Here is a 15,298-nt window from a genome sequence, read left to right on the forward strand (position 1 = left end):
CGCCTCGGCGGCTCAGGATCAGGTCGCCACCGGGATGCTGATCCAGGACGGGTCAACGGCCGGCGAGCTGAACGTGACCGAGGTGCCGATCACGCTGCGCCCGAGGTACCGCGGGTCCACCGTGTCCACCACGAGGACCAGGTGATGGCCGGCCGGCATCTCCCAACTCGTCGCCTCGAGTCTGACGTCGATCGGCACTGCCTTGCCGGGCGTCGCGTCCCGGAGCGTCAGCGGTTTGTGCGAGATCAACGAGCCGACTCCGAGCGCGTCGACGTCGTACAGGTAGGCGAACAGAGAGGTGTTCGAACCGGACGGCTTCACGGTGACATGGAGCTGCGGCGTCCCGTTGACGACGGCGCCACTGGTGTAGACCGGGCCGGACCAGACACCGGCGAACGACCTGTCCACCAACGGCGTGACAACCCCGGTCGGAATCGACAGCAACCCTTGCAGGGCACCGGAAACCAGCGCCACACCACTGTCCGCGATGGTCGGTACGCCGGCCGCGATCCCGCTCGTCCACCCGGTCGACGACAGCGGTTGCAGGCTGCCGGTCCGCGTCAATCCGGTCGGCTTCGTCAAGTACGACGTACGCGGCTGGCCGACAGCGGCCCAGTCCGGGTAGCCGCGCCAGATGCCACGTTGCGACTTCAGCTGGACCGGTGCTTCCGCATCGGCGCCGTTGTCCGCGCCGGTGAGGTAGTGCCGCAGCCAGGCCGCGAGCTCGTCCCAGGTCTCGTTGGGCAAGCCGATCGCGCCGGTCACCTCGGGCGTGGCGTGATCGCCGTGCGCGAGTAGCAGCCGCTTCGGGCCGGTCAGCCGGGTGAAGAAGTCGGTGTACTGCGAGGGCGGGAAGATGGAATCCTCGAAGGCATTGGCCAGGAACACGGCCGGCTTCTTCGCGTTGATCTGGTCGACCACCGTCGCAGCCGACCGTTGCGGCGACAGCTGCTCGGCTTCAGCGATCGCACCGTCGAAGTCCCCCGTGACGAACTTGGTCTGCAGTGACGCCATTTCCGGACCGGGCCGGCCGGTGATGTTGCCGAGGGCAAGCAGGCCCGCGACTGACTGCAGAGCGACCGTCCGGTTGGGATTGAGCGACCCGATCAGATCGGCCCAGCCGCTCATCGCGCCGACTGCCCTGATCCGTGGATCCTGCGCGCTCGCGAGCAGCGACGTACCGGCGCCGTACGAGATCCCGACCGCGGCGACCCGGCTGGGGTCGGCCGGGGTGTGCCCGGCGGCCCAGTCGATCACCTTGCTGACGTCGGCAACGGTCGGCGGGCCGGCGATGTCGATGCCGCCGCCGGAGTCCCAGAAGCCGCGACTCGAGTACGAGATCACCTGGAACCCGGCGGTCGCCAGCTTCGTGCCCTGACCGACGTACTCGACGTTCGGCACACCCCAACTCGACGGCATCACCACGAGCGGGAACGGCCCGTCACCCTGCCCGGTCGGTGTCAGGACGACGGCACCGAGCTCCGTTCCACCGGCGCCGGGGATGCGCTGGTACGCCGTACTGAAGCCGGGCGCGGTCTGGTCGGCTTCCGCACGGGAGGCGACGGTGACCAGGGTGAGAGCGACAGCGAGGGCGGCTGCGAGTCTGCGCACGGCATGACCTCCGGCTTGGGAATTACCGGAGGGTAACCACAAAGCTACCGCTGTGTCACTACCTCGGCACAGCGAGTGTCGGATTGACTCCAGTCGCCTCGATCGACCACTCCCACAGCCGCTTGGCGAGCTCGGGGTCCTGCGCTGTCCGGGTGGGATGCACGAGTTTCGGCGCGCCGCGGTACTCGAAGAAGCCGGGCCCGGCGTACGAGCCAGGCTGCAGATCGGGCTTCGTCGCGGCGTAGAGACTCGGCCAGGCGCCGGCGGCCGCGGACTGCGCGAACAGCCGGTTGCCGATGCCCATCAGCCGCGCCATGAACTCCTGCCCTGCCAGCTCCGGACCGGCCGCCTGTAGATGGGTCGACGCGTAGCCAGGATGAGCCCCGGCGCTCAGCAGATTCACGCCGGCGGCACGCGCGCGGCGGTCGAGCTCGAGCATGAACAGGAGGTTGGCGAGCTTGGACTTCCCGTACGCATCCCACTTCCGGTAGCTGCCCGCCGGGGGCCGGAAGTCCTCCTGCGTGATCCCGCGAACCGTCTTGTGCATAAAGGAACTGACCGTGACCACGCGTGGGTCCGGTGCCTTCAGCAACAACCCGAGCAGGCGCCCGGTGAGTGCGAAGTGACCGAGGTGGTTGGTGCCGATCTGCAGCTCGAACCCGTCCGCGGTCTGCCGGTACGGCGTCGCCATCACGCCGGCGTTGTTGACCAGCAGATCGAGCTTGTCGTAGGTCTTGGTGACCGAGTCGGCGGCCTTCTCGACGCTCGTCAGATCGGCCAGATCCAGCTCGACGACAACTGGCTCCCGGCCTGCGGCTTGAGCGAGTTGTCGAGAGGCTTGCTCAGCCTTCTGTGGATTGCGCGCGGCGATCAGTACGTCGGCGCCATGTCTGAGCAACTCGAGCGCGGTCTCGTAACCGAGTCCGCTGGTCGCGCCCGTGACGAGCGCCCGTCGTCCGGTCAGGTCGGGGATATCGGCCGTAGTCCAGGTCATCGGGCCTCCCGGCCTGGACTGAGGAGCGCAGGGAGTGCAGCGACCGGAGCGACGAGGGAAGGCCGGGAGTTAAAGCCCCATGACCCGCCGCTCCGGAGGCGCGGCATCAATACAGTCATGCGCCCACAGTAGCTGTGGGCGCACGACCTGGTACTGCGATCAGAGAATCTTGCGTGCCGTGAAGGCGTTGGTGACCTGCTGCGCGGCGGCCGTGCCGTAGAGCAGCCGGGCGGCCTGGACGGTGTCCTGCGCCGCGGCGGCGAAGGAGGTGTCCGGGTCGTAGAAGAAGGTCGCCTCGAGGATCACCTTGTTGGCCTTGGTCCGGCCGAGCGACTGGTGGATGTCCCACAACGCGCGCGACCAGATCTCACCGTCGTCGTGCACCTCGCCGACGATGTCGTCGGTCGTCTTGTTGCCGTCGGTGCGACGCAGGCAGTGCGGCTCGGTGGACGTGTACGACGTCGCGTCCCAGTCCATCACGCACGGCAGCTCGAAGCCCCTGCTCACCGGCACCGACATCGTGACGGCCCAGTAGTCGCCGAAGCCCTCACCGATCGACCCCGCCTCGAGCGTCTCGCCGAAGCCCGGAACGATGTCGTCCTGGATCGCATGACCGTACTCGTGCCAGATCACCTCGGCGTCCTCGGCGTCGTCGACGCCACCGTCGCCCATCGTGATCATGTCCGTCGACGGGTCGTAGAACGAGTTGTCGTCGCGGATCGTGTCGATGGAGAAGTCCTGCGACTCGTTGTTCGCGTCGGTGAAGCCCAGCTGCTGGATGTACTCCTGCGCCTGGTTCGTCTGGTAGTACGCCATCACCTGCTCGAACTTGTTGTTCGCGCGCTGGTAGATGAACGTGTTGTTGTCGCTCTTGGCGAGTCCGCCGTTGCCCTTGGCGATGTTGACGAAAGTGCCGTTGAGCCGGCCGGAGCCGTCCAGGTTGCGCAGTACGACGTTCTTCTGCGCGACGAACAACGCGTCCTGGTTCGCGTCGTTCATGTCGGTCAGCTTCTCGTTCCGCTCGCTGACCACCGGGTTCGGGTCGAACACCGAGCCGCGACCGTCGATGTTGTCGCTGATCACCTTCGACTCGACCATGCTACCGGTCTTCGCGTCGACCAGTGACCGGCTCACACCTTCGGCCGACCTGCTGGTCACGTTCCACACCAGGCGGGCGTTCGGGCCGCCGATCACGGCGAGCTGGGCCGCGCCGCTGGTCGCGGCCGGCGCCGGCGCGATGGTCTTGTTCGGTGCGGCGATCCGGGCCCGCTGCGCCTTGGCGCTGACCACGGCGTTGGCGGTCTGGGTCGCGGTCGCCGGCTGCACCGCCGCGCTCACGTCCAGGTTCGCCGGTACGGCGTCCCGTCCGTCGGCGACCTGCACTCCGCCGGCCTCCGTCACGTGCTTGGCGTAGTACCCGTTGATCACCGGCAGGCCCTTGAAGGTCTGCTGGTACCAGTAGTGCTTGCCGAGCAGCGACGTCTTGGTCTTGATCAGCTTGAGTCCGCCCGGGTTGGCTGCCGCCGCCTCCGGCGCGGCCCCCGCGGCGCTGGTGAAGGACAACCCGAGCGAGATGGTGGCCAGTCCGGCGGTGACGGCCACAACCGCCTTACGGCGTTTCGTCATGCGTTCCCTCCCACGTTCGTGTTGCGTAACGCAACAACTACGATCCGTCGAGACATTAGTTCGGGTTGACCGTCGGGGGAAGCGGAAGTGCGCGTATTCCGCGTCATTTCGCGGTCGCAAGGGAAAACCCTGTCATCCCCTGTCGTCGCCGGGTCATCCCCCGGCGAGCAACCGGATCACGCTTGGGAGGACGGCTACACCGACATCCGGGTCGATCGCCCGCTGAACCCCCAGACCGACGCCCAGGCTGAGCAGGGCGGTCGCACAATCCGCCGCCGGCATCGGGAGCGTGATGCCGAACTCCTTCGCGTGCTGCTCGAGCAGTGTCGTGACGGCGTCCCGGATCTGCGCGTTGCGCTCGGCGAGCTCCCGCCGTACGCCGTCGTCCTGGCGGGCACGGGTCGCGAACTCAACCTCGAACACCGTCCACGCAACGTCACCGATGGTCTCGTCGGCCCAGCGCTGGAACGCCTGCAGCATCGCCTCGAGGGTCTTGGCGCCCTCCAGTGCGACAGCCATCCGGTGCGCCTGGTCGGCCCGGATCGCGTCGACCACGGCCAGGCAGAGCTCGTCCTTGTTCCGGAAGTTCGAGTAGACGGCGCCCTTGGAGTAGCCGGCCTCGTCGGCCACCTTCTCCAGGCTCGTGGCGGCGTACCCGTCGCGCAGGAACAGCTCGGTCGCGGTCGCCACCAGCGTCTCGCGGGTCCGCGCCTGGCTCTCGGCGCGCGTCATCCTCGGCATGGTCCGACTCTAATGCTTTGGGTATTGGCATTCTTTTAGTATTCGGATACCTTCGGTCTCTGACTTCACGGAGGTGTCCATGGACGTGGTCGTGGTCGGCGCTGGAGCGTCGGGGATCGGGGCGGCGATCCGCCTGTTGCAGGCGGGGATCACCGATTTCACGGTGCTGGAGAAGTCGCCGGCACTCGGTGGGACCTGGCGGGACAACACGTATCCCGGCTGCGCTTGCGACGTACCGTCGGCGCTCTACTCGTACTCGTTCGCGCCGAATCCGTCGTGGTCCCGGGCCTTCGCCGGCCAAGCGGAGATCCAGACCTATCTCGCGGAGACCGCGCGGCGGTACGGCGTTCTGCCACACCTGCGCTGCGGTGTCGAGATGCGGCGGGCGGACTGGGATCCGGTGCGCCAACTCTGGTCGGTCGAGACCACCGACGGCCCGATCGAAGCACGGGTACTGATCACCGCGACCGGTCCATGGCACGAACCACTGATTCCCGCGATCCCAGGCACCTTCGACGGACCGGTCTTCCACTCGTCGCGCTGGGATCATTCGGTGGATCTGACCGGCAAGCGCGTCGCCGTCATCGGTACGGGCGCATCAGCGGTGCAGTTCGTGCCGGCGATCCAGCCGATCGTGGCGTCGTTGCAGCTCTTCCAGCGGACCGCGCAGTGGGTACTCCCGAAACCCGACCACTCCGTCCCGGCTGCCGAGCGGTGGCTGTTCCGCCGCCTCCCGTCCACCCAGCGCCTCCTTCGCCGGCTTGAGTACTTGGGGATGGAGGCACTCGGCCTCGGCTTCCGGCACCCGTGGATCATGCGAGCGGTCCAGCAGATCGGGCTTCTGCATCTTCGGCGTTCGGTGCCTTCGGCATCCTTGCGGGAAGCTTTGAGGCCGTCGTACACGCTTGGTTGTAAGCGAATACTGATGTCGAACACCTACTACCCGGCACTTGCCCAGAGCAACGTTTCGGTCCATTCGACAGCGGTGGCGTCCTTCGATGGGCGGACCGTGGTCGGCGCCGACGGGACGCGGGTCGAGGCGGATGTGGTTGTCCTCGGCACCGGGTTCAAGATCCTCGATCTCCCGGTGGCGACACGGGTGCACGACGAGGGCGGCCGCAGTCTGGCCGATCACTGGCGGGGCAGTCCACAGGCTTACCTGGGTACGGCAGTGGCGGGCTTTCCGAACTTCTTCTATCTCCTCGGGCCGAACCTCGGTACGGGTCACACGTCCGCCTTCATGATCCTCGAGTCGCAGTTGGACCACGTGGTGGGCGCGGTGTCGGCGCTGTTGTCTCGCGGGTGGTCGAGTCTCGACGTACGCCCGTCGGCGCAGGCGTCGTTCGTTGCTTCGGTCCAGACGGCCTTGCGTGGAACGGTCTACGAGACCGGTGGATGCGCCAGCTACTACCACGATGCGAACGGGCGTAACAGCTTCAGCTGGCCCTGGTCCACCCGCCACCTCCGAACCCGAGTCGGCCACTTCGACCCAGCGGCCTACACCATCTCCGCACCCTTGAAGGTCGCCCGATGAAGCCTTTGAACCTCTCCCACTGCGTCGTCCTGATCACTGGCGGAGCCCGAGGCATCGGGCTGGCCACCGCCCAAGCTTTCGCCACCGCCGGCGCCACCGTCTACACCGGCGACCTGGACACGACCCTGTCCCCAGGCGCTCCCGATGCAGGGCGAGGCGACCGCGCTCCGAGCGCCGCAGCGCCGGCGCCGCCCTCCCCTCAGCCGCGCGGCTCGGCCATCGCCGGCAGCATCTCTGGGCCTTGGCCGCTCGACGTCACCTCGCGCGACTCCTTCGCGAGGATTGTTGACAATGTGATTGCCGACACCGGTCGCATCGACATCCTGGTGAACAACGCGGGCGTCATGCCTCTCGGCCATTTCCTCGAGGAACCCGACGAGCTCAGCCGCACCACCCTCGACGTCAACCTCTGGGGCCTCATCCACGGCCTGCGCCTCGTCCTCCCCCACATGATTGCTCAGGGCAACGGCCACGTCGTCAACCTCGCCTCGATGGCCGGAAAGATCCCGTTCCCCGGGATGGCCGTCTACAACGCGTCGAAGTACGCCGCCGTCGGACTGACAGCCGCCGTACGCCGAGAACTCCACGGCACCGGCGTCACGGTCAGCGCCGTACTGCCGAGCGCCGTCCGCACCTCACTCTCCTCCGGCGTCCGCCTCGGCGGTCTCCTCCCCACCGTCGACCCCACCGACGTGGCCGCCGCCATCCTCCGCACCTGCCACACGCGCCAGGCAGAGATCGCCGTACCCCGCTGGCTGGCCGCCTGGAAGGTACTCGACGGCCTGACCCCGTCATCGCTCATGACACTCGGCCGCCGCCTGGCAGGCGACGACCGCGGCCTCACCGCCGACGCAACCGCACGCGCCGCCTACACCGACCGCGTCGCCACCTTCACCCACTCGCGAGAGGCTTAACCGGGTAGTCCCGCAGCACAAGCGACGTACTGACCACCCCAAGCCGCCCGATCGCGTCAACCACCTGCTCCAACCGGCCCGCATCGGACGTGTGGACGTCGAGCAGAAAGCAGTCCTCACCAGTCAGCCGGTACGTCGCGGTCACCTCAGCGAGACCGGCGAACAACTCGAGAGCCGCCGGAATCCGCGCATGCGTCGTCCGGACCCGCACCACAGCATGGATGTTGAGCCCGACCCGCGCCGGATCGACCACAGCCCGATATCCAGTGATCACCCCGGACCGCTCGAGCCGCTGAATCCGCGCCGACACCGCCGGCTGCGACAGGTTCACCTTCCGCCCGATCTCGGCCCCACTCAACCGTCCATCAGCCTGCAGGATCGCGAGGATCTCCCGATCGATGGAATCCAATGAATTCGTGTTCGCTTCGCCCATCTGCCTTCAATCCATCAGCTCGCACACTTCCGTCCCGATGATCAACCCCATGATGGCAGCACTCATCACTCACTGGGAGCTGTCTCATGCGCTTCATCATCGTCCCCGGCCTCGATGGCTCCGACCACAACCACTGGCAGTCCGCCTGGGAGTCGAGCTGGCTCCCCAACGCCATCCGCATCACGCCGGCGTCCTGGACCCACCCCGTCCGGGACGACTGGATGACCGCGATCGACCACGCCGTCCATCACCGCGCTGCGCGTTCGTCAGGTCAGCGAAGTGACCCCGCGGACGATGACGTCATCCTGATCACGCACAGCCTCGGCTGCCTCGCTGCCACACACTGGCTCACCACATCGCCCTCGCCCACAGTGCGAGGAGTCTTCCTGGTGGCACCACCGGACCCACTCGCACCTACGTTCCCGATCCCGCTCCTTGACACCTTCAGCCCGTTCGAGGCCGCTGAGTTGCACGTCCCCGCCGTACTGATCGTTGGCGAAGACGACCCATACTGCACGGTCGACGCCGCCAACCGCCTGGCCATCGGCTGGGACGTACCTCTGATCAGCGCCGGCCGCCAAGGCCATCTCAACTCCAACAGCGACCTCGGTCTCTGGTCGGCCGGTCAAGACCTCCTCACCAGCTTCCTCGCCGGCCTTGGCCACCCCCGCGCGACCCCACCGCGATCACTCGCGGCAGACCGTCGTACCCGATAGAGGACGGAACCTGACCGCTTCGTCTCCTAGCGTTGGATCCGCACCCCACGAGAGGATCAGCCATGACGAAGTTGAGTCTGCAGGCCCTGAACCGCGCCACGCTGCACCGCCAGTGGCTGATCGAGCGCCACGACGCGACCGCGTTCGAAGCGATCGAGCACCTTGTCGGTATGCAGGCCCAGTCGCCGCTCGCGCCGTACGTCGGGCTGTGGACGCGGCTGAACGGATTCCAGCCCGCCGAGCTCGTCAAGCTGCTGGAGGAGCGTGAGGTGGTCCGCGGTTCGATGATGCGGGCAACGATCCACCTGATGTCGAGCCGCGACTTCCTCGCGTTCCGACCGCTGATCCAGCCGCGGCTCGAGCGCGAGGTGTTCCAGAACATGACGTACGGGCGGCACCGTCTCGAGGGTCTCGACATCGACGCCGTACTCCAGGCCGGCATCGACCGCATGACCGAGGGCCCGGCGACCGCCGTCCAGCTCCGCGAACACCTCGCCCCACTCTGGCCCGACCGCGAGCCCGCCGCGCTGGCCCACGCCGTACGCTGCCTGCTCCCCACCATCCAGACCCCGCCCCGCGGCATCTGGGGCAAGGGCGGCAACCCCGCCATGTCCACCGCCGACCTCTGGCTCGACTCCCCCGTCGACCCTGACCCCTCGGTCGACACCCTCGTCCTGCGCTACCTGGCCGCGTACGGCCCCGCCTCAGTAGCCGACGCCCAGAACTGGTCCGGCCTGACCCGCCTCACCGAAGTCTTCGAGCGCCTGGACCTCCGCACCTACACCGACCTCGAATCCGGCCGCCCCCTCTACGACCTCCCCGACATCCCCCTCCCCGCCGAAGACACCGAGGTCCCCACCCGCTTCCTCCCCGAATACGACAACCTCCTCCTCTCCCACGCCGACCGAACCCGCTGGATCGACACCGCCACCCGTCAGCGCCTAACCCTCCAAGAAGTCCTCACCAAAGGCTCAATCCTCCACAACGGCCAAGCAGTAGCCCTCTGGAAACAAACCAAAAACACCAAAACCGAAGCCACCCTCGAAATAGCCCCCTTCACCCCCCTAACTCCCCAAGCCTGGACCTCCATAGAATCCGAAGCCCATTCCCTCCTAACCTTCACCAACCCCACCGCCACCCACGAACTCACCCGCCTCACGCCCTAAACACAACAGCCCGACCCAAGGGCCGAGCTGTTCTGTCGCAACCTGCTTCCTGACTCGCAGCCCAGGCGGTGCTAAGCAGACTGCTGAAGCTGCTCGAGCGCGCGGACTCGCTCGGCGGGGGATGGCGAACTCGACATCACCTGCGAGCGTCTGTTGGTGTCACGGCCCAGCATCTGCTGATGCTGGAACTGCCAGCCATAAAGAACCTGGATAAGGGTGGCACCGTAACCCATCATGGCTGCCCGGCGATCGGCTCGCAGGACTTCACGGCGCCCGAGCCAGGCGAGGATTGGCGGTGCCACGAACGGCGTCAGGAAGAGCAGCGGCAGTGCGAGGCTGTCCCCGAAGGTCAGCACCGCAAGCAGGACGCCTAGATAACCAATGAGCACGAAGCCGACGACCACGCATCCAACTGCTGGCACTGCTCTCATCAACCGGCCGAGGGCACGCACACCAACCAGGGCACACCGGGCGGGAATCGAGTACCAGAAGCTCAGCAGGCTCAGCCAGTCCCGGCCTCCCAGATGGTGACCGAGCTCGTGAGCCAATGCTGCTTCCAGATGCGTCGGGGGCAGTGTGTAGAGCGCCCACCGTGTGACGCCGACTGTGTGGCCGGGGGTAGGCGTAGCGGTGACATCGTCCGACTCTTGAATCCAGATCGCATATCGCTTCTCGGGTATTCCGGCTCGAGCAGCCAGTTGCCGCCAGATCGGCCGCAGTCGCTGCTCCTCGACCAGTGTCGGTAGCCGTAGACGGAAGAGATACCGCGCGAGCATGTCCTCGAGAGGTCGAACGAAGACGACCGCGCCGGACACGATCCACAGCAGAACCAGCAGCCACCCCCAGCCGAATCCCAGGAGCCCCACGATCCAAGAGACGACGGCGAAACTCCAGAAGAACCAGGGAACGCCCGACAGCAAGATCGTCGCCGTAGAGACCTCGACCCGCTGTGCACGGGACCCGCCTGGTGTCTCAGGTCCTGCTCCGGCTGGCAGTTCCGCCTGCGGCTGGGGTGGCGGCGCAGCTCCCGGACCTCCGTAGCCTGCCGACCATTCAGGCTCGCCCTCACCTTGCGCCCACGGTCCGTTCGGGTCGCTGGGCTCACCGGGGCCGGTCATTGGGTGTTCTCCTTGCGGGGGTCGGGTGGATGGGGATGCGGTCCATTATCAGTACACGGACACGTGGACGTGGTCGAAGTGGCCGCCGGTGGCGTCGGTGGGGTTGTAGACACCGCCGCCGTTGTAGGGGATCCAGGTGCCGCGGCGGGCCGACCAGATCTTGCCGTACCAGATCACGTAGTGCACGCCTGTCTGCGCTGCGGTCTTGACCGCCCAGTTGGCGATCTGGTCGCCGCGGGCCCGGGCCGGCGTCGACTTTCGTGCATCGGTACCGACCATGACGTCGCAGGCTTTGCCTCGGGGATGGTCGCTCGTGGGGTTCCAGACATGCGCATCCCAGCAACTCATGCTGAGGGTGCCGAGATTCTTGCGCGCCTCGGCGACCCAGGCCGCCGTACGCGGAGTGACCATGCCGCCAGTGCCACTGGGATCAGTCACCGTCGCCTGCTGTTCGGGCCAGACTCCGTTGACGGGCTGCCCGTCGACCAGGCCGCCGCCACTGTCTCCACAGTTGTCGTCCTGCTGAAGTCCTTGGTCGGCGGAGCCCGGAGGAGCCGCGCCGGCGCGGCCGGCGTATGGGTTGCCGGATCGAGTGAGGTCGATTCCGGCCGCCGAGGCGATCTCGCGTGCCTCCTGCTCGCGCAGCGCGTAGCGGTCCGGGAACGCAGAGACCTGTACGGTCTGGGCCGCGTCTCCGAGGGCCATCGACGGCCACCCGTTGATGTCCACCAAGCCGGGCGGGCTGGGCGGCTCGGAGCCGCCGAAGAACGCCTCGGCGGCGTAGTGCGGATCCAGGATGTCGTCCCTCGATCCCCAGCCTGCGCCGGGGCGCTGCTGGAAGAGGCCGACGGAGTCCGCATCGCCGTACGTGAGGTTCTGCAGGTCCGACTCCACCAGCGCCGTCATCAACGCGATGAGCGTCGCCTTGCCCGGCAAGCCGCGTTCCACCGCGACCTGGTCGATGAGTTTCGCGAAGGCGATCTGGGTGGCACGAAGCGGTCCGGTGGGATTCGGATTGTCGGCCTGCCCCGGTATCCCTGGAAGGCAGGCGGCCTGCGGCTTCGTGGAACCTCCGAACGGCGCAAGCATCAGCAGGCTCATGATCCCTATGAGCGACAGTGCAACCGCACCTTTGAGGAATACGCCCCTGCTGGCGACTGTGAGGAGGCCTCGACCGAGATCACGCTCGTCGAACATCGCGGTCCCTCACCGTCATGGCCCGGTACCGCCGGAAACCTCACTGACCTTCCACTGGCTGTCCTGACTCACCAGCGTGACGAGCAGGGGTACGTCGAAGCGCTGGGCATGCTTGCCGGTGACATTGATCGTGACTTTCACAAACCGCGTGATCCGGGCCGGGGTGTCGACCGGGGCCTCGGCGTTGGCCGGTGGGGCACTGACTGGTGCGGCGATGACCGTCGAGGTCCCACCGTCATTCTTGAGTGCCTCGTACGTCGGGTCACCTGCCGAGGTGAAGCTCGACGCCACCTCGTCCGTCATGTACTTGGCGCACTTCGCTACCAAGGCCGCATAGGTCTCCGTGGTTGGGTCGCGGGTATAGAACGCTCGCGCCCAGGCGCCGACCACGTCGGTGGCCAACGCCGTTGACTCTGCCGACGGGCGCTGGGTCTGAGGCGGCGGAGTGGTGAGCTCCGTGGTCGAGGTGGATGCGGTGGGCTGACCGGGCGGAGGGTTCGAAGGAGCGGTCGGAAGGACTACGGAGCGCCCGGGGGTGAGCACGCTGATCGGTACGCCGTCGTCGCTCTTGCCTCCCAGCAGACGTGGCAGGCCGCCTCCGAGTCCGAGGATGACGATCGCCAACACCACGACCAGCACCAGGATGACTGCAGGGCTCGTTGGTTCGGCCTGCCGCTGGTCACGCAACCACGCCATGCGCTGCGCGTGATCGTCACGTCGCCAGCTCTTCTTCGCCCGGCGCCGTTGACGTCCTTGGAGCTCGTCCATCTCCTCGGGGTAGTCGTAGTCCGCGCTCATCAAGGAACGCCAACTGTCAGGCGTCTCCGGATGCTCGCGACCCGCGGACCGCTGTCCGTCAGCGTCGGTGCCGCCGGGTTCCTGGCCGCGGCGGCGGGGCCGGCTCGCGCCTTCCCGGCGGTCTTCTGGCGATCGTCCTTGTCGGGCCATCCGGTATCACCTGCGCGTCGGCACGTGCATCGTCACGCCGTCCTTGGTGACAGCGGTGTACTCGCGGAACCTCCGCTGCTGCGAGGTCGGCGGCTTGCGCCGGCTCCGCTGCCCCTTCGGCGGTCCCTCCCGAAGACTCGCGGAGTGCGTGTGAATCCGCGGCTCGTACCTGACCTCATTGGCCGGCGCAGGAAGAGGCCGCCGAGAATGCCGAGCCCGCTGAGACTCGGGCGACGCGCCGCGTGAACTCTTCCCGGAAGTCCCTCCGGTGGCTGCGACGCCGGCGGTCGTTACGGAGATGGTCCGGCGGCCGTCACCCTTCGACTGCGCACGTGCTCTGGCGAGACTCAGCGCCGACGCGCTGCTTGCTGGGGACGCATTCGCAGCCAGATTGCCGCCGACCCCAGGTCCTGACTGGCCTCCCGGACCGCTGCCCCCATCTGGCGTCGTCGCATCGGCTTTGCGTCGTTCCGCACCGGTCGTCAGCTCGTACGGCGAACTCGCCGAGGACCCTCGGCCGAGAGACCCGACCACGGGCGCCTGTCGGTAGACACGTACGGAAGAAACATGCTGCGGGCCGGCCTCGCCTGTTCGGAAGCGATCATTGCGGCGTTCTGTCAGCGCCGGCGCAGCATTGCGACTGCCGATAGCACCGAGGACGCGCTTGAAGGCGCTCGTGGCACCTCGCCTGGCGAGGCCGCCGAGAAGGATGCTTCCTGAGCCCGGCCGCATCATCGAGGTGAGGTTGTCCAACAGACGGCGCAGTCTGAAGCCTGCAATCAGCACCGCGATTGCCAGGCCGGAGACCGGCAACCAGCCCAGTACTCCAGTCAGACTGAAGACTGCAGTGACCAACGTGAGGGCGGTCCCGAACACGAGCATCGCGAGGAAGGACTGGATCACCAGGCCTATCAAAGCCTCGAACCAGTTGATGCCCCATTGTCTGGGTCTTCCGGGAATGATCCACATGCAGGCGAAAAAGACGCCGACGACGAGTAGGAGCAGACAGCCGACGAAGGCCATCAGTGCAGTGAACGCCAAAGAGATGTTCAAGAATGCGAACAAGGTCGCGGCGATCGCAGCCAGCATCACGACGGCGATTCGACCGAAAGCGTTGTCGCCTTTGACCCATTTGACCGTCGGGGCGTCGTCACCGCCCTCGGCCGGCACGATCACCGAGTCGATGTACTTCGATCGCGCATCCGAGTCCGTGCCGGCGTCGAGCATACCTTTGCCATAACGTCCGCACGCCTCCAAGGACCCGAACTCGGCAATACACCAAGGCGTGACCGCGAATCCTCGCCAACTCGCATCCGCCGATTTCCTCAGGAGTGTGTCCCGGGGGGTGCCTGTGAAGCCCGGCTCGGGCCATGGCAGCGGACTTTGCATCGTCGGCCCCATCGCATCCGCCGACGTTGTCATGATGGTGTCAGCTCCCAGTTGACGCGCCCCGTCGACCCCACGCAGCCACGTGCCGGGGGCTAGCGCGAAGCTGATGCTGAGCACACCCGCCACAAACACCCATACCAACTGGCCCATCGCACTACCGCTCGCCTTGCGCTGCGTGTAGGCGGCAACCGCTCCGAAGGCGAGCGCGGAAGGCAGCAACCATCCAACAAGCTGGGTACTCGCTGCTCCTATGGTCGTCGACGTGGCCTCCGTCAACGGCTTGACATCTGTGAACGAGAACAGCCACCAGCCCACCGAGATGGCACCACGCGTGATCGCGACGATGTACATCATCACCAGGTGCGCGTACCCATTGAAGACCGCCTCGATAGGGTCGCGGATGCTTCTTTCGAAGTCCAGCCCGTAGACCATCGGCCCGTACTGCTCGAAAAGAGTTCGGGTGTCGCCGTGGGTCAGGTCAGGGGTGGGCAGAAGGTCACCGAAGCCCGTTGGGCTGGTGGGCTCCGGCTTGGGATCAGCCGCCAATGCCATCTGAGTGGCGAGAATGGTGGAGACTGCCAGGGCTGTCAGCGCCGTTCTGACGCGGCGCTGCCATCTCATGCGACGTGCTCCTTGTTGCCGGAGGACGGGCGGTCGGCATTGTCTTCTCCGTTGTCGGAGTCGGAGTCGCCGTGGGCGGGGTACATGGCCTCGTTGTAGGCGGCTTCGTCTGCTTCTTGGTCGTAGACCTCGTTGGGGCCTATGGGGGACTCGTAGCGGGTGGGGTGGGCGTATTGGCCGTTGGTGGCCGCCGAGTGGCCGTTCGCGGTAGCGGGCTGGCCGTTCGCAGGGGCGGAGTGGCCGTTCGCGGTAGCGGGCTGGCCGTTCGCAGGGGCGGAGTGGCCGTTCGC

The 15,298-nt window shown here is 66.9% G+C and carries 14 protein-coding genes; 4 read left to right on the top strand and 10 right to left on the bottom strand.

Going from position 1 to position 15,298, the window contains the following annotated elements; genetic code table 11:
* Window positions 1-18: 18 nt before the first annotated feature.
* The 4 genes from ACZ3HV_RS27160 to ACZ3HV_RS27175 form a co-directional block, all read right to left on the bottom strand.
* A complete protein-coding gene (locus tag ACZ3HV_RS27160; protein WP_465687960.1) occupies window positions 19-1,611 on the bottom strand; it encodes an alpha/beta fold hydrolase in 1,593 nt (530 codons plus the stop codon).
* Between the two features lie 58 nt (window positions 1,612-1,669).
* Window positions 1,670-2,605: an oxidoreductase gene (locus tag ACZ3HV_RS27165; protein WP_465687962.1), complete on the bottom strand. Its 936-nt coding sequence runs from the start codon at window positions 2,603-2,605 to the stop codon at window positions 1,670-1,672.
* Window positions 2,606-2,764: 159 nt separating this feature from the next.
* The gene (locus ACZ3HV_RS27170) at window positions 2,765-4,231 is read right to left on the bottom strand and encodes a M4 family metallopeptidase (RefSeq protein ID WP_465687964.1); all 1,467 of its coding nucleotides are present in this window, start codon (window positions 4,229-4,231) and stop codon (window positions 2,765-2,767) included.
* Window positions 4,232-4,384: 153 nt separating this feature from the next.
* Window positions 4,385-4,972, bottom strand: coding sequence for a TetR/AcrR family transcriptional regulator (locus tag ACZ3HV_RS27175; protein ID WP_465687966.1), 588 nt, complete (start codon window positions 4,970-4,972; stop codon window positions 4,385-4,387).
* A 79-nt stretch (window positions 4,973-5,051) separates the two neighbouring features.
* On the opposite strand from ACZ3HV_RS27175, the gene ACZ3HV_RS27180 reads away from it, so the two are divergent.
* Window positions 5,052-6,506: a flavin-containing monooxygenase gene (locus ACZ3HV_RS27180; protein WP_465687967.1), complete on the top strand. Its 1,455-nt coding sequence runs from the start codon at window positions 5,052-5,054 to the stop codon at window positions 6,504-6,506.
* A complete protein-coding gene (locus ACZ3HV_RS27185) occupies window positions 6,503-7,420 on the top strand; it encodes an SDR family oxidoreductase (RefSeq protein WP_465687969.1) in 918 nt (305 codons plus the stop codon). Before ACZ3HV_RS27180 ends, ACZ3HV_RS27185 begins: the two co-directional genes overlap by 4 nt.
* Here ACZ3HV_RS27185 and ACZ3HV_RS27190 read toward each other — a convergent pair.
* A complete protein-coding gene (locus ACZ3HV_RS27190) occupies window positions 7,398-7,853 on the bottom strand; it encodes an Lrp/AsnC family transcriptional regulator (protein WP_465687971.1) in 456 nt (151 codons plus the stop codon). The genes ACZ3HV_RS27185 and ACZ3HV_RS27190 overlap by 23 nt on opposite strands.
* An 86-nt stretch (window positions 7,854-7,939) precedes the next feature.
* Here ACZ3HV_RS27190 and ACZ3HV_RS27195 point away from each other — a divergent pair, with 86 nt between their 5' ends.
* Window positions 7,940-8,569: an RBBP9/YdeN family alpha/beta hydrolase gene (locus ACZ3HV_RS27195; protein ID WP_465687973.1), complete on the top strand. Its 630-nt coding sequence runs from the start codon at window positions 7,940-7,942 to the stop codon at window positions 8,567-8,569.
* A gap of 62 nt (window positions 8,570-8,631) precedes the next feature.
* On the top strand, window positions 8,632-9,735 hold the full coding sequence (locus tag ACZ3HV_RS27200) for a winged helix DNA-binding domain-containing protein (RefSeq protein ID WP_465687974.1): 1,104 nt from the start codon (window positions 8,632-8,634) through the stop codon (window positions 9,733-9,735).
* Window positions 9,736-9,806: 71 nt separating this feature from the next.
* Here the strand turns inward: ACZ3HV_RS27200 and ACZ3HV_RS27205 are convergent, their stop codons facing one another.
* The 5 genes from ACZ3HV_RS27205 to ACZ3HV_RS27225 all read right to left on the bottom strand — a co-directional run.
* Complete coding sequence (locus tag ACZ3HV_RS27205; RefSeq protein WP_465687976.1) at window positions 9,807-10,655, bottom strand: M48 family metalloprotease; 849 nt, start codon at window positions 10,653-10,655, stop codon at window positions 9,807-9,809.
* 246 nt (window positions 10,656-10,901) lie between these two features.
* Entirely contained in the window at window positions 10,902-11,954 is a 1,053-nt protein-coding gene (locus tag ACZ3HV_RS27210) for a VldE C-terminal domain-containing protein (RefSeq protein ID WP_465687978.1), read from the bottom strand.
* A 111-nt stretch (window positions 11,955-12,065) separates the two neighbouring features.
* A complete protein-coding gene (locus tag ACZ3HV_RS27215) occupies window positions 12,066-12,848 on the bottom strand; it encodes a hypothetical protein (RefSeq protein WP_465687979.1) in 783 nt (260 codons plus the stop codon).
* 156 nt (window positions 12,849-13,004) lie between these two features.
* The gene (locus tag ACZ3HV_RS27220) at window positions 13,005-15,008 is read right to left on the bottom strand and encodes a hypothetical protein (RefSeq protein WP_465687981.1); all 2,004 of its coding nucleotides are present in this window, start codon (window positions 15,006-15,008) and stop codon (window positions 13,005-13,007) included.
* On the bottom strand, window positions 15,005-15,298 hold a 294-nt coding region (locus ACZ3HV_RS27225; protein ID WP_465687983.1), incomplete at its 5' end, for a hypothetical protein. The genes ACZ3HV_RS27220 and ACZ3HV_RS27225, both read right to left, overlap by 4 nt.

The sequence above is a fragment of the Kribbella sp. NPDC020701 genome, from assembly GCF_055562215.1.

Coding starts and splice junctions, on each gene's coding strand:
- ACZ3HV_RS27165 (WP_465687962.1), bottom strand. CDS start 2,605: ATGACCTGGACTACGGCCGATATCCCCGACCTGACCGGACGACGGGCG.
- ACZ3HV_RS27170 (WP_465687964.1), bottom strand. CDS start 4,231: ATGACGAAACGCCGTAAGGCGGTTGTGGCCGTCACCGCCGGACTGGCC.
- ACZ3HV_RS27175 (WP_465687966.1), bottom strand. CDS start 4,972: ATGCCGAGGATGACGCGCGCCGAGAGCCAGGCGCGGACCCGCGAGACG.
- ACZ3HV_RS27180 (WP_465687967.1), top strand. CDS start 5,052: ATGGACGTGGTCGTGGTCGGCGCTGGAGCGTCGGGGATCGGGGCGGCG.
- ACZ3HV_RS27185 (WP_465687969.1), top strand. CDS start 6,503: ATGAAGCCTTTGAACCTCTCCCACTGCGTCGTCCTGATCACTGGCGGA.
- ACZ3HV_RS27190 (WP_465687971.1), bottom strand. CDS start 7,853: ATGGGCGAAGCGAACACGAATTCATTGGATTCCATCGATCGGGAGATC.
- ACZ3HV_RS27195 (WP_465687973.1), top strand. CDS start 7,940: ATGCGCTTCATCATCGTCCCCGGCCTCGATGGCTCCGACCACAACCAC.
- ACZ3HV_RS27200 (WP_465687974.1), top strand. CDS start 8,632: ATGACGAAGTTGAGTCTGCAGGCCCTGAACCGCGCCACGCTGCACCGC.
- ACZ3HV_RS27210 (WP_465687978.1), bottom strand. CDS start 11,954: ATGAGCCTGCTGATGCTTGCGCCGTTCGGAGGTTCCACGAAGCCGCAG.
- ACZ3HV_RS27215 (WP_465687979.1), bottom strand. CDS start 12,848: ATGAGCGCGGACTACGACTACCCCGAGGAGATGGACGAGCTCCAAGGA.
- ACZ3HV_RS27220 (WP_465687981.1), bottom strand. CDS start 15,008: ATGAGATGGCAGCGCCGCGTCAGAACGGCGCTGACAGCCCTGGCAGTC.